Origin of the sequence: Luteibacter sp. OK325, from assembly GCF_003050935.1 — a bacterium.
GTDB lineage: Bacteria > Pseudomonadota > Gammaproteobacteria > Xanthomonadales > Rhodanobacteraceae > Luteibacter.
The window spans coordinates 1-13,726 of the sequence record NZ_QAOX01000013.1 but is presented as its reverse complement, the minus strand read 5'-3'; the positions used below and the strand labels follow the sequence as shown (position 1 = coordinate 13,726).

The 13,726-nt window shown below is 65.1% G+C and carries 13 protein-coding genes; 8 read left to right on the top strand and 5 right to left on the bottom strand.

Features of this window, described 5'->3' with window-relative positions:
* Window positions 1–100: 100 nt before the first annotated feature.
* Both C8J98_RS20510 and C8J98_RS20505 read right to left on the bottom strand, forming a co-directional pair.
* The gene (locus C8J98_RS20510) at window positions 101–1,387 is read right to left on the bottom strand and encodes an amidohydrolase family protein (protein ID WP_107915565.1); all 1,287 of its coding nucleotides are present in this window, start codon (window positions 1,385–1,387) and stop codon (window positions 101–103) included.
* 159 nt (window positions 1,388–1,546) lie between these two features.
* The gene (locus C8J98_RS20505) at window positions 1,547–2,800 is read right to left on the bottom strand and encodes a 6-phosphofructokinase (protein ID WP_107915563.1); all 1,254 of its coding nucleotides are present in this window, start codon (window positions 2,798–2,800) and stop codon (window positions 1,547–1,549) included.
* Window positions 2,801–2,897: 97 nt separating this feature from the next.
* On the opposite strand from C8J98_RS20505, the gene C8J98_RS20500 reads away from it, so the two are divergent.
* The 7 genes from C8J98_RS20500 to C8J98_RS20470 all read left to right on the top strand — a co-directional run bounded on the left by C8J98_RS20500 (window position 2,898) and on the right by C8J98_RS20470 (window position 10,463).
* Window positions 2,898–3,827 carry a type II CAAX endopeptidase family protein gene (locus C8J98_RS20500; RefSeq protein ID WP_107915561.1) on the top strand — a complete coding sequence of 310 codons (930 nt, stop codon included), beginning with the start codon at window positions 2,898–2,900 and terminating at the stop codon, window positions 3,825–3,827.
* Window positions 3,828–3,917: 90 nt separating this feature from the next.
* Window positions 3,918–4,502, top strand: coding sequence for an adenylate kinase (locus tag C8J98_RS20495; protein WP_107915559.1), 585 nt, complete (start codon window positions 3,918–3,920; stop codon window positions 4,500–4,502).
* A gap of 40 nt (window positions 4,503–4,542) precedes the next feature.
* On the top strand, window positions 4,543–5,901 hold the full coding sequence (gene mpl, locus C8J98_RS20490) for a UDP-N-acetylmuramate:L-alanyl-gamma-D-glutamyl-meso-diaminopimelate ligase (protein ID WP_107915557.1): 1,359 nt from the start codon (window positions 4,543–4,545) through the stop codon (window positions 5,899–5,901).
* 10 nt (window positions 5,902–5,911) lie between these two features.
* Window positions 5,912–6,514: an LON peptidase substrate-binding domain-containing protein gene (locus C8J98_RS20485; protein WP_107915555.1), complete on the top strand. Its 603-nt coding sequence runs from the start codon at window positions 5,912–5,914 to the stop codon at window positions 6,512–6,514.
* An 11-nt stretch (window positions 6,515–6,525) separates the two neighbouring features.
* Entirely contained in the window at window positions 6,526–7,341 is an 816-nt protein-coding gene (locus C8J98_RS20480) for an NAD(P)-dependent oxidoreductase (RefSeq protein WP_107915553.1), read from the top strand.
* Window positions 7,342–7,551: 210 nt separating this feature from the next.
* On the top strand, window positions 7,552–8,886 hold the full coding sequence (locus C8J98_RS20475) for a sigma-54 dependent transcriptional regulator (RefSeq protein ID WP_199229974.1): 1,335 nt from the start codon (window positions 7,552–7,554) through the stop codon (window positions 8,884–8,886).
* Window positions 8,887–9,215: 329 nt separating this feature from the next.
* The gene (locus C8J98_RS20470; RefSeq protein ID WP_107915551.1) at window positions 9,216–10,463 is read left to right on the top strand and encodes an acetylornithine/succinylornithine family transaminase; all 1,248 of its coding nucleotides are present in this window, start codon (window positions 9,216–9,218) and stop codon (window positions 10,461–10,463) included.
* 116 nt (window positions 10,464–10,579) lie between these two features.
* Here the strand turns inward: C8J98_RS20470 and hemL are convergent, their stop codons facing one another.
* Window positions 10,580–11,860 carry a glutamate-1-semialdehyde 2,1-aminomutase gene (gene hemL, locus C8J98_RS20465; protein ID WP_107915549.1) on the bottom strand — a complete coding sequence of 427 codons (1,281 nt, stop codon included), beginning with the start codon at window positions 11,858–11,860 and terminating at the stop codon, window positions 10,580–10,582.
* Window positions 11,857–12,504 carry a thiamine phosphate synthase gene (thiE, locus tag C8J98_RS20460; protein WP_107915547.1) on the bottom strand — a complete coding sequence of 216 codons (648 nt, stop codon included), beginning with the start codon at window positions 12,502–12,504 and terminating at the stop codon, window positions 11,857–11,859. The genes hemL and thiE overlap by 4 nt, the downstream gene beginning before the upstream one ends.
* A 96-nt stretch (window positions 12,505–12,600) precedes the next feature.
* Here thiE and C8J98_RS20455 point away from each other — a divergent pair, with 96 nt between their 5' ends.
* Entirely contained in the window at window positions 12,601–12,792 is a 192-nt protein-coding gene (locus tag C8J98_RS20455) for a rubredoxin (protein ID WP_046969539.1), read from the top strand.
* A 235-nt stretch (window positions 12,793–13,027) separates the two neighbouring features.
* Here the strand turns inward: C8J98_RS20455 and C8J98_RS20450 are convergent, their stop codons facing one another.
* Window positions 13,028–13,471 carry a DUF192 domain-containing protein gene (locus tag C8J98_RS20450; RefSeq protein ID WP_107915545.1) on the bottom strand — a complete coding sequence of 148 codons (444 nt, stop codon included), beginning with the start codon at window positions 13,469–13,471 and terminating at the stop codon, window positions 13,028–13,030.
* Between the last annotated feature and the right edge of the window lie 255 nt (window positions 13,472–13,726).

Genomic DNA, 13,726 nt, shown 5'->3' with positions numbered 1-13,726 from the left:
GACGATTGGAAGATAGGCAGACTTTCCTGAATGCGAAGTCCTACGAATCGAAAGTTTGGCGAAAGCATTCATTGACGCGACAGCTAATGAACCCGCGCGTTCAGGAAATCGATCCCGGACGGAACTCGAGAGTGAGTTCCCGTGCGCGTCTCGCAAGATTTAGCGACGTCCGTCGTTCAGGTGTGCGGGCGAGGATTTTTCCGCCGCGGACGACCAGCAAGCGGGTCGCTTTCAGGCGGATGGCCTCGTAGGTGTCGCCCGCCTGGAGCAGGACAAAGTCCGCGCGGTTGCCCGGCGCGATGCCATAGCCCTCGAGCCCGAGTACGCGCGCCGCGTTGGAGGTCACCGCCTCGAAGCAGTTCGCTACCCCGGCTGTCGAGGTCATCTGTGCCACGTGCAGCCCCATGTGTGCGACCTCGAGCATGTCGCCCGAGCCCAGGCCGTACCAGGGGTCCATCACGCAGTCGTGGCCAAAGGCAACGTTGACGCCCGCAGCCATCAGCTCGGGTACGCGGGTCATGCCGCGGCGTTTGGGATACGTGTCGTGCCGCCCTTGCAGGGTGATGTTGATCAAGGGGTTGGCGATGGCGTGCACGCCCGCTTCGGCGATCAGCGGCAGCAGCTTGGACACGTAGTAGTTGTCCATCGAATGCATGGAGGTGAGGTGCGAACCGGTCACGCGACCCTGCAGGCCGGTGCGAATCGTCTCGGCGGCGAGCGTTTCGATGTGCCGCGACAGCGGGTCGTCGGATTCGTCGCAGTGCATATCCACGCGCAGTCCGCGCTCGGCCGCGAGTTCACAAAGCCAGCGGATGGACGTGGCGCCGTCGGCCATCGTCCTTTCGAAGTGTGGAATGCCGCCGACCACCTCCACACCCATGTCGAGCGCGCGGATCAGGTTGGCCTTGGCCGTGGGTGACCGCAGCAGGCCGTCCTGCGGAAACGCCACGAGTTCCAGATGCAGGTAGGGCGCAACCTGTCGCTTCACTTCCAGCAAGGCCTCGGTCGCCAGCAGCCGGTCGTCGCAGATGTCGACATGGCTGCGGATGGCAAGCAGGCCCTGCGCCACCGCCATGTCGCAATACGCCATGGCACGGGCGACCAGGGCGTCGATGGTGAGGTCGGGCTTGAGCTCGCCCCACAGCGCGATGCCTTCGAGCAGGGTGCCCGAGGCATTGAGGCGGGGCAGGCCCAGTGACAGCGTGGCATCCATGTGGAAATGCGCGTCGATGAAAGGCGGCGCGACGAGCCGGCCCCCCGCGTCGATTTCCTCCACGCCCTTCGCCGGCAGCTGCGGCTGGATCGCCGCGAAGCGCCCGTCCACGATGCCGATGTCGACATCGCGGCGTCCGTCCGCAAGCGTGGCGTGGCGGATGATCAGATCCATGCGGGTCCACCTGTGGGAACAAAGCGCGATGATACCGAGACACCGCTCTACTGTAGGAGCCGATTTATCGGCGATCCTGCGGCAGCTGGCCAGGTCGAGGCCAGCGCCCATTCGCCGATGAATCGGCTCTCACAGGGAACTGAGGCAACAGTTCGAGAGTTAGATCTTGAACTTCTTCAGCTTCTTCGGCACCGACGCGTTCTTCAGTGTCACGTAGATCGGCAGGCCATCGGGACCATACGGCGGCGGTGCTTCGCCCTGGATCAGCGGCGCAAGATAACGTCGTGCGGCGGCGGTGATACCGAAGCCATCCTTCGAAATGAAGTTCTTCGGCATCTTCTTTTCGTGGTTGGCGATCTTGTCCAGCGGCGCCGCTTCGATCTTCCACTTGTACGGCTCGTCGGACGTGCGCACGATCACCGGCATCACGGCGTTGAGGCCTTCGGCCGCATATTCCACGGCTTTCTTGCCGACGGCATAGGCCTGCTCGAGATCCGTCTTCGAGGCGATATGCCGCGCCGAGCGCTGCAGGTAGTCGGGCAGGGCCCAGTGGTACTTGTAGCCGAGCTTCTCGCGCACCAGGGCGGCGAGCACGGGTGCCGCACCGCCCAGCTGCGCGTGACCGAAGGCGTCGCGCGCACCGGACTCGGCGAGGAAGGTGCCGTCGCTGTCCTTCACGCCCTCGGAAACGACCACCGTGCAGTAACCGACCTTTTCGACCGTGGCCTTGACCTTGGCCAGGAAGGTCTCGGGATTGAATACGTTTTCCGGAAACAGGATGACGTGCGGTGCGTCGCCCGGCGCGGAACCGGCAAGGCCGGCCGCGGCGGCGATCCAGCCCGCGTGTCGGCCCATCACTTCGATGATGAAGACCTTGGTCGAGGTATCCATCATGGAAACGACGTCCAGGCTGGCCTCGCGTACGGCGATGGCGGTGTACTTCGCCACCGAACCGAAGCCGGGGCAGGTGTCGGTCACGACCAGGTCGTTGTCGATCGTCTTGGGTACGCCGATGCAGTTGACCTCGTAGCCGAGCGTCTGCCCGATCTTCGAGACCTTGTTGGCCGTGTCGGCCGAATCGTTGCCACCGTTGTAGAGGAAGGTGCGGATGTCGTGCGCCTTGAATACCTCGATGAGGCGCTCGTACTCCGCGCGGTTCTCTTCCAGCGACTTGAGCTTGTAGCGGCACGAGCCGAAGGCCCCGCCGGGCGTGTGCTTCAACGCCGCGATATTGGCCTTGGCTTCCTTGGAGGTGTCGATGAGCTCCTCGCGAAGCGCGCCGAGGATGCCGTTGCGCGCGGCGTAGACGATGATGCCTTTGTCGCGCGCGGTTTCGATCACACCCGCGGCGGAGGCATTGATGACGGCGGATACGCCGCCCGACTGGGCGTAAAGAATTTTGCCGGCGGCCATACGCACTTCCTCGTCACCATGGGAGTGCCGAGCGTAGCGCGTGCGGCATGACGATGACACGCTAGACTCGAGGTTGAATCAGGGGAAGGGGTTCGCCATGCGCTTACCGAATACGTTGTACTCGCCACCCGCGGGAGCCACCCGCTGGCAGCGGGGCCTCTTCTATAGCGCCGGTGCGCGCATCGGGCTGTTCGCGATCATGACCATCGTGCTGACCATTGGCCTCAGTCATGTGCTGAAGCCCATCGGCCTGGTGGGCAAGGATGCGAGCGTGCTGGCCCGCGGTATCGCGGAAATGCTGCTGCGGGCCGTGCCCGCCATCGTCGCCTACCTGGTGCTGGTCCGACTTATCGAACGTCGTCCCCTGCTGGAGCTGTCGCGGCCGACCTGGCCGGCCGGCGTGGCGTGGCTGTTCGGCGGGGCGGCCCTCATGGCCGTCGTCGTCGGCACGCTCTGGCTCTGCGGCGCGTATGTGGTCCTCGGGCCGGACACGGCGGCCGACTGGCCGAACATCGTCCTCGGCGCGGGCGTCGGCGCGGCCATCGGCGAAGAGCTGATCTCCCGCGGCGTGCTGTTCCGGGCCTGCGAGGAGGCGCTCGGCACCGGCTGGGCCCTGCTCATTTCCTCGCTGTTCTTCGGCTTCGCCCACGCCTTCAACCCTCACGCGACGGTCGGCACCAGCCTGGCCATCGCCCTGGAGGCGGGTGTGATGCTGGGTCTGCTCTATGTGGCGACCCGCTCGCTGCTGGCCTGCATGGGCCTGCACGCCGGCTGGAACATCACCCAGTCCCTGGTTTTCGGCGTGCCCACCTCGGGCAGCCAGATGCATGGCCTGGTCGCCTCGCGCCTGGCCGGGCCGGACTGGCTGTCGGGCGGCGAGTTCGGCGCGGAGGCGTCGATCGTCGCCCTGGTTGCCTGCAGCCTGGTTTCCGTGGCCCTGTTCCTGCTGGCCCGAAAGCGTGGCCGACTGGTCGCTCCCCGCTGGAAGCGGGGCGTCGCCTACACCGCCCCCGTGTCGGCCGTTTGACGCGAGCGAGGCCCTGCCGTTACCTTGAGACCCATTTTCTTGTGTCCGGCGCTGGGCTTATCCCCTGTCGCCCGACGTAACGGAGCATCAATGCGACTCGTGCTATTCGGCGCCCCGGGTTCCGGGAAGGGTACCCAGGCCACCCGCCTCAAGGAGCGCCTCGGCGTCCCCCACATCTCCACGGGCGACCTGCTTCGCGCGGAGATCAAGGACGGAACCGAGCTGGGCATCAAGGCCAAGGGCCTGATGGACCAGGGCATCCTGCTGTCGGACGACATCATGCTCGGCATCATCGAGCACCGCCTCAGCCAGCCGGACGCCAAGCCGGGCTTCATCCTCGACGGCTACCCGCGCAACCTGGCCCAGGCCGCTGCGTTGGATGACGTGCTGGCCCGGATCGGCCAGCCGCTGGATGTCGTGGTCAAGCTCGACGTACCCGACGAGGCCATCGTCGACCGCTGCGAAGAGCGTTTCAGGAAGGAAGGCCGTGCGGATGACAATCCGGACACCGTGAAGAACCGCCTGAAGATCTATGCCGACCAGACGGCCCCGGTGGCGGACTTCTACAAACAGCGCGGCAAGCTGCAGGTCGTCGATGGCGTCGGCGAACTCGACGATGTGACCCGGCGTGTCCTCGGCGTCCTGCCGGGCGGCGTGCAGGCCGCCAGCGCCTGACCCTCACGGCCCGCTTCGGCGGGCCCCAACGAATCGGCTGATGCGCGTCCATATTCTCGGTATCTGCGGCACCTTCATGGGCGGCGTCGCCGCGCTCGCACGCGAGCTCGGCCTCACCGTCGAAGGCTCGGACGCTAACGTCTATCCGCCCATGAGCGACCAGCTCGAAGCGCTCGGCATCGGCCTGATGCAGGGCTACAAGGCGGAATACCTGCAGCCTGCCCCCGACCTTGTCGTCGTCGGCAATGCCATGGTGCGCGGTAATCCCGCGGTCGAGTACATGCTCGACGAAGGGCTGCGTTACATCTCGGGCCCGCAGTGGCTGGGTGAAACGCTGCTGGGCGGTCGTGAGGTGCTGGCCGTAGCCGGCACGCACGGCAAGACCACCACGACGAGCCTGCTCGCGCACCTGCTCGAGTCGGCCGGCCTCTCTCCGGGCTTTCTCATCGGCGGCGTGCCCGGCAACTTCGACGTCTCGGCGCGTCGTGGTCAGGGCAAGCCCTTCGTCATCGAAGCCGACGAGTACGACTCGGCCTTCTTCGACAAGCGCTCCAAGTTCGTCCACTACCGCCCGCGCATCGCCATCCTCAACAATCTCGAATACGACCACGCGGATATCTTTCCCGACGTGGCTGCGATCCAGCGGCAGTTCCATCACCTGGTGCGCACCGTGCCGGGTAACGGACGCCTCATCGTCAACGCGGAAGATACCTACCTCGCCGAAGTGCTGGCGATGGGTTCGTGGACACCGGTGGAAACCTTCGGCATCGACACAGGCGACTGGCGCGCCGAACTACTTGCCGCCGATGGCTCGCACTTCCGCGTGCGTCATGGTGACAATGTACTCGGCGAGGTCCGCTGGAACTCGCTGGGCCGGCATAACGTGATGAACGGACTGGCCGCTCTCGCGGCAGCGACAGCAGCGGGTGCGGATCCGGTGGCCCTGCTGCCGGCCTTCGCCAGCTTTACCAGCGTGCGTCGTCGGATGGAAGTGATCGGTGAGGCGCGTGGGGTCACGGTCTATGACGACTTCGCGCACCACCCGACGGCGATCGCGACGACGCTGGCCGGTCTGCGTGCGAAGGTCGACGGTGCCCGCATCGTCGTCGCGCTCGAGCCCCGTTCCAACTCCATGCGTCTGGGCGCACATTCCGAAGCCCTGGCACCTTCGCTGGCCGATGCCGATCGCGTGGTCTTCCTCCATCGTCCCGAGCTTGCCTGGGATGCGGCGCATGTCACCGCGGCGCTCGATGGTCGTGGCAAGGCGATAGCTACCGTGGATGAGCTGGTCGCCACGCTCGCCGCGGACACGCAGGAGGGCGACCATGTCGTCTTCATGTCCAACGGTGGCTTCGAAGGGGCACCGCGGCGCTTTTTTACCGCGCTGCGCGCAGGTTAGACTCACGGGCATGGCTGCAACCACGCCCGGACAAGATTACCCGCTGTTCCCCTTGTCGAACGTCCTCTTTCCGGGCGGTCAGTTGCAGCTGCGCATTTTCGAGCCGCGCTACATCGACCTGGTGCGCGAGTGCGCACGAACGGGCCGGCCTTTCGGCGTCTGCATGATCCTCGAAGGTCATGAAGCCGGGCAGCCGGCCGTACCCGCCGCGGTGGGCACGCTGGCCACGATCACCGACTTTCATACCAGCGACGACGGCCTGCTCGGCATCGTCGCCGAGGGCGGTCTGCGCTTTCGCGTCACGCGCACCCGCATCCGCTCCGACGGACAGGTCCGCGGTGACATCGCCACCTGGCGAGCCGAGGACATCGCACCACTACCTCCCGAGTTCGGGCTGCTCGCCACCATCCTGGAGCGGCTCGTCGACCAGATGCAGCCACCATGGCGGCACGACGTAGCCACGCGTTCGGACGACGCCAGCTGGGTGGGCTTCCGCCTATCCGAATTGCTGCCGCTGGATCCGAACGAGTGCCAGCACATGCTCGAACTCGACGACCCGCTCGAACGGCTCGCCGAATTGCGCGACATTCTTCCGCGCTTCCAGCGCCCTTAAAAGGATTTGCCATGACCTCACTCGCAGGGAAGACGCTCTTCATTACCGGCGCCTCTCGCGGCATCGGGTTGGCCATCGCGCTGCGCGCTGCGCGCGACGGCGCCAACATCGTCATCGCGGCCAAGAGCAGCGTCGCCAATCCCAAACTGCCCGGCACCATTCACAGCGCCGCGGCGGAAATCGAAGCGGCGGGTGGACACGCGTTGCCCTTGAAAGTGGATATCCGCGAAGAAGCGGAAGTGCGCATGGCCGCTGCCACGGCGGCCGAACGCTTCGGCGGCATCGATATCGTGGTGAACAATGCCAGTGCGATCTGGCTGGCCGGCGTGGAGAACACGCCGATGAAGCGTTTCGATCTCATGCAGCAGGTGAATACGCGCGGCACCTTCCTGACCACGCAAGCCTGCCTGCCGTACCTGAAGAACGCAGAGAATCCCCAGGTGCTTATGCTCTCGCCGCCGCCGAGCATCGACCCGGCATGGTATGAACCACATGTCGCGTACACCATTGCCAAGTTTGGTATGAGCCTGTGCGTGCTCGGCATGGCGCCCGAGTTCAAGTCCCTCGGCATCGCGGTGAACGCGTTGTGGCCGAGAACCGTCATTGCCACGGCCGCCATCGCGATGATCGACGGCGTTCGCCCCGAGAACTGCCGTACGCCAGACATCGTCGCGGACGCGGCGCACGCGATCCTCACTCGTTCATCACGCGACTTCACCGGGCGCTTCTACATCGATGAAGACGTGCTGCGCGAAGAAGGTGTCACCGACTTCGATCGCTACGCGGTGGCACCTGGCCAGCCCCTACTACCGGATTTGTTTCTGTAGCTAGCGCGGCGATGCACCCGTATGGCTCTGGAGGCTAGCCCGTTTGGTGTATGGCCGCTTTCGGCATGCCGGTATAACTTCGAGCCCGTCGCTGTCGTCTGACACACGCACGACGATGTGGGGCTTGCCGGCCTGCAGGGGTGCCGGCGGCGGGTCCAGGATTGAATCCGCGAAGCCGGCAGCAGGCCACGTAACGGGTGAGGAGCAGGCATGTCGCGCGGGGAAATGTCGGGGCGTTGTGTCGTCTGGGTTGGCAGACCGAGCGTTGAAGAACACTTTGGTCTGCTCCGGGCGGGCTGGCGCACCCTGGTTGCCGATCCGGCCAGCCAGAGCGAGGTATTACCCGAATGCGGGGACGCGGCGATTGCCGTGGTCGACCTCCGTGCCAGCGCGCTGGCCGCCGTTCGCATCCTTCACCAGCTCCGGGAGAACCACCCGGGCATGGCGTGGATCGGCCTGACGGGGTCGCGCACGCCGGCCCATGAGCCCACGGTTCGCCAGGCTTTGCCCCAGGCGATCGAGATTATCGACGGACCCTCTTCGTTCAGCGCACTTCGCCTGGCGCTGCAACGCGCTCCGGGTGATGCGCCTTCACCGGTCGATACGCGCCCGAGCATCCTGACCGGCGACAGCCCGGCCATCCGTACGCTCTCGCAGAACATCCGCAAGTTCGCCCCGGTCGAACTGCCTTTGCTCATCACCGGTGAAACCGGTACGGGCAAGGAGATGGCGGCGCGGGCGCTGCACCAGCTCTCGGCGCGGCACGAACAGCCTTTCGCGGCGATCAACTGTGGAGCGCTACCGGCCAACCTGGTCCAGTCCGAGCTGTTCGGCCACGAACGGGGTTCGTTCACCGGGGCCACGGCGCGGCGCATCGGCCACTTCGAATCCGCCGACGGAGGCACCGTATTCCTCGACGAGATCGGCGACCTGCCGCTCGACGCCCAGACCAATCTTCTGCGGGTGCTGCAGGAAGGCACCATCGAGCGCATCGGCAGCTGCCAGTCCATCAAGGTGGATGTGCGGGTGCTGGCCGCCACGCATGTGGATCTCGAAAAAGCCGTTTCGCAGGGGCGCTTCCGCGAGGACCTGTTCTATCGCCTCAACGTGCTGCGCTTGCGCATGCCGCCGTTGCGGGAACGTAATGGCGACATCGAGCTGCTCGCCCAGTATTTCCTCGACGCTTTCCGCGAAAGCTACGGCACGCGCGCACGGGCCTTCAGCGCGGCCGCCCGCAAGGCCATGAATGCCTTCGCGTGGCCGGGCAACGTGCGCGAGCTGATGAACCGCGTGCAGCGCGCGGCCGTGATCGCCGACGATGCGCTGATTACGCCGGAAGATCTCGAGCTGAGCGCCGACCTCCCTGGCACCGACCGGGATAGCCTGGGCAGCGCACGCACGTCCGCCGAACGCGAAGCGATCGTGGATTGCCTGCGCGCAAGCGCATTCAACATCAGCGAGTGCGCGCGGCGCCTGCGCGTATCCCGCGTGACCGTTTACCGCCTGTGCAAGAAGCACCAACTCGCTCTCGACCAGCTGCGCTGACCGGGTTCGGCCCCCTCCTGACGGGGAGTGAAGAAAACTCCCGGCCCTCTGGGGGACCGGGAGTTCCCATTCGTCGTCCGGCTTGGCAGGGTCGTCGGGCGAACGAACATCGCGGGCTTCACAGGGCCTTGCCGACTACGGCAGCAAGCGCCGTGCCACGGGGTGCTTCCTTTGATTCGCAAGGCATTTTCGGCAAGCGCACCGAAACGGGGCGTTCAGGCGGTGTAGCGACGTGTAACAAAACGTTGCACCGGCGGTACACGCCGCGCGTTGTCCGCGCAGGCCGTCGCCCATATGATGAGCTAACAAAATCCATCCGAGTCAGCACCATGTCGTCGCACCCTGTCACACCCTCCGATCTCGTTGGCCTGGGCAAGCGTTACTGGCTGTCCGTCTATCGCCCGCGTGATGTCATCCTCGATCACGGGAAGGGTTCCCGCGTCTGGGATACGGAAGGCCGCGATTACATCGATTTCGGCGCTGGTATCGCCGTGAACGCCCTGGGCCACCAGGATCCGGATCTCGTCGCCGCACTCGTCGGCCAGGCCAACAAGCTCTGGCACGCCAGCAACGTCTTTTATTCCGAGCCGCCGTTGCACCTGGCCCAGGAACTGGTCGAGCACGCGCCGTTCGCCGAGCGCGTTTTCCTGTGCAACTCCGGCACCGAGGCCAACGAGGCCGCGATCAAGCTGGTGCGCAAGTGGGCGGCTTCGCAGGGCCGTCCGCCCGAGAAGCGCTTCATCGTCACCTTCAAGGGCTCCTTCCATGGCCGTACCCTGGCCTCGGTGACGGCGACCGCCCAGCCGAAGTACCAGGAAGGCTACGAGCCGCTTCCGGGCGGCTTCCGCTATGTCCCGTTCAACGACCCGACAGCCCTCGAAGAAGCCATGGCCCACGGTGACGTGGCCGCCGTGATGCTCGAGCCGGTGCAGGGCGAGGGCGGTGTCATGCCGGCCGAACCGGGTTTCCTGAAGAAAGTGCGCGAGCTGTGCGACGCGCACGGCGCTCTCATGGTGCTGGACGAGATCCAGTGCGGTATGGGCCGCACGGGCACGCTCTTCGCGCATACCCATGATCACGTCACGCCGGACATCGTCACCCTGGCCAAGGCGCTAGGTGCCGGTTTCCCGATCGGCGCCATGCTGGTTGGCCCCAAGGTGTCCGAGGTGATGCAGTTCGGCGCCCACGGAACGACCTTCGGCGGTAACCCGATGGCTGCGGCGGTGGCGCGCGTGGCGCTGGCCAAGATCGCTTCGCCGGCCGTCATGCTCAACGTCGAGCGCCAGGCCAACGACCTGCGCACGGGCCTGAACAAGCTCAACCACGAATTCCACCTGTTCTCCGAAATCCGTGGCCGCGGCCTGATGATCGGCGCGGTGCTCGAGAGTGCTTACGCCGGCCGCGCGGGTGAAATCCTCGACCTCGCCGCTGCCCACGGTCTGCTGCTCCTCCAGGCCGGCCCGGACGTGCTGCGCATCGTCCCGCCGCTGACCATCACCGATGAGGAAACCGCGGAAGGCCTCGAGCGGCTTCATGCCGCGCTGGCGGTATTCGCGCAGGAAGCGAAAGTCGCCTGATTCGAGTGTTTTGTGGGAGCTGTCTTGTTGTGGGAGCCGCTTCAGCGGCGATAGCCAGGTTGCCTCAACCCCCATCGCCGGCATAGCGGGCTCCCACACAAGCCAGCTTTTGTCGCTCACCCCAGCGAGGCGAACACCTCGCCGGCCGTCGCTACCGTCTCGGCAATCACATCGTCATCGTGCGCGCTGGAAACGAAGCCCGCTTCGAACGCCGAGGGTGCCAGGTACACACCGCGCTCCAGCATGCCGTGGAAGAAACGGTTGAATGACGCGACGTCCGCCGTGGTCGCCTGTGCATAGCTCTCCACCGTTTCGTCGGTGAAGAACAGGCCGAACATCGCGCCGACGCGGTTCACGCTGAAAGGCACGCCAGCCTTCTTCGCTTCAGCGAGGATGCCATCGGTGAGCCGGACCGTGCGTGCCGTCAGGTCCTCGTAGAAGCCTGGCGCCTGGATCAGCCCAAGCATGGCGAGGCCCGCGGCCATGGCCACGGGATTGCCCGAAAGCGTACCTGCCTGATAGATCGGGCCCGCCGGCGCGATCTGTTCCATCAGGTCACGGCGGCCGCCATAGGCGCCGACCGGCATGCCGCCACCGATGATCTTGCCGAAGCAGGTCAGGTCGGGCGTGATGCCGTAGTAGGCCTGCGCGCCACCGAGGGCGACGCGGAAACCAGTCATAACCTCGTCGAAGATCAGTAGCACGCCATGTTCGGTGCACAGCTCGCGCAACGCCTGCAGGTAGCCCTCCTTCGGCGGGATGCAGTTCATGTTGCCGGCGACCGGTTCGATGATGAGGCCGGCGATTTCCTTGCCCTCCTGGGTGAACAGCATCCTCGCGGCGTCGATGTCGTTGTAGGGCAGGGTGAGGGTCAGGTCGGCCGAAGCCTTGGGTACGCCGGGCGAGGTAGGTACGCCGAACGTGAGCGCGCCCGAGCCGGCCTTCACCAGAAAGCTGTCGCCATGGCCGTGATAGCAGCCTTCGAACTTCACGATCTTCGAGCGGCCGGTAGCGCCCCGGGCAAGACGGATAGCCGACATCGTGGCCTCCGTACCCGAATTGACCATGCGCACCATGTCCACCGCCGGGATGAGCGAGACGATCGTCTCGGCCATCGTCACTTCGGCGGCGCAGGGCGTGCCGAACGAAAGGCCATGGCGGATGGCCCGCTCCACGGCCTCGCGCACGGCAGGGTGGTTGTGACCGACGATCATCGGACCCCACGAGCCCACGTAGTCGATATAGCGCTTGCCCTCCACGTCCCACAGGTACGCACCGTCGGCGCGCTCGGTGAAGAATGGCTCGCCGCCGACGGACCGGAAGGCGCGCACGGGCGAGTTCACCCCGCCGGGCAGCAGCTTCTGGGCACGGGCGAAGAGTTCATGGTTCGTGGTCATCGAATGATTCCGGGACGTGGATCGAAAAGGTTGGCGAATTGCCGGGTTGCCGTCTGGATGTCCGCCGCCGCGAAAATCGCGGATACCACGGCAACATAATCGGCACCGGCGTCGATCAATACCCCTGCATTGTCGGGGGTGATGCCGCCGATCGCCACGACGGGAAGGCCAAGGGCCTTCGCCTGCGTCAATACGTCGTGGGCGACCACGGCCGCATGCGGTTTGGTCGTCGACGGGTACATGGCGCCCAAAGCCAGGTAATCGGCCCCTTCGGCCTGGAGCTGGCGCGCGCGGTCGATCGAGCCGTAGCAGGAGACGCCGATGATGGCATCGGGACCCAGCGCCGCCCGGGCCTCGGCGATCGATACGTCTTCGCGGCCCAGATGGACGCCGCCACCGACCTCGAGGGCGAGCGGCACGTCGTCGTTCACTATAAGAGGCACTTCATAGCGCGCGCACATGCTGGCCAGTTCGGCGGCTTCGGCCCGGCGCCGCTCGGTGTCCTTTGTCTTGTCCCGGTACTGCAAGAGGCGGACCCCGCCGGCAAGGGCGGCTTCCACGGCCGCGAACAGGTCGTCCCGGGGGCCGTCGGTGATGGCGTAGACGCCCTGGCCATGGAGTCGGTTTCGGAGGAGGGTGGTCATGGGGATCCTTGGAATGTGACGGTGGCGCGCTAGCCTCGTTGCGCCGGAGGGTGACAGAATGGGCGACTTCCTCGCTTCACGACAATACGCAAAGCCATGAGCCAGAGCACCGAAACCACCCTTCGTAAATGGATGTGCGTCGTCTGCGGCTTCATCTACGACGAAGCCCTGGGCCTGCCCGAAGAGGACATCGCGCCCGGCACCCGCTGGGAAGATATCCCGGATACCTGGACGTGCCCGGACTGTGGCGTGACCAAGGACGACTTCGAAATGGTCGAGATCGACTGATAATGACCCGGGGATGGGCCTGACACCATTTCGCCCCATTCGGTCAGTAATAAGGCAGGAAAGCCTGCTTCCATAGTCACGAGGCCACGCAATGTGCGCCGATCCCGTGGAGGAAGCCTGTCATGCAGCGATTCATTCCGTTCGAAGACCAATGGGACGAGCTGACCGGCGTCGACCCGGCGTCCCTCGTCCCGTATCACGTCGGCGTACCGTGCGAGCGCGGCTCCTTGCCCGATCAGTGCACGGTGCCCGGATCGCCGGTGATGGTCAGCGGCTCGCCCAGCTTCAGCCCCAGCTTGCCCGCGGTACCCGCCGGAAGCTCCAGGACGTAACGTGCGGCCCCGTCGCTGGGGTAGATGGCACAGGGATCGGCCTTGCACGGCTGCGCGTTGAGCTGCATGGAGACGAGCTTGCGCGCACCGTCGAAATACAGGATATCCAGCGGGATGAGGGTGTTCTTCATCCAGAAGGCGCGTGGTTCGTCGTCCTGGAAGAAGAAAAGCATGCTGTGATCGGCCTTCAGCTCGGTCCGGTCCATCAGGCCGTGCTCACGCGAAGCGTCGTCCGCGGCGAATTCCGTGCTGAAGGTCTTGCCGTGTAACGTGACGGTGGGAGGCGGTGCAGCGTGGGCGCCCAGCGACAGGAAAATCAGTGTCGCGGGAAGAAGGCGTGCGAGCATTTTTTTACACCTTATTAGTGTGAGTCGAAGTTATAAGTCTAGCGTGTGACTTTTTTTCAGAAAGATGTCGAAAACCCCTTCACAGAAGTGCTCCCCAAGCCTATACTTCTCTTCTGGTCGCGACGAAAGTCACCCACGCGACAGTTCTTCGGCTTCACCAACAACCTCGAAAAAAAGATTCACGAGGGTGTTGACGGAAACGAAAAACGATATAGAATGGGCGGCTCACTAGGACGAAATGTCCTGACGCAGAAA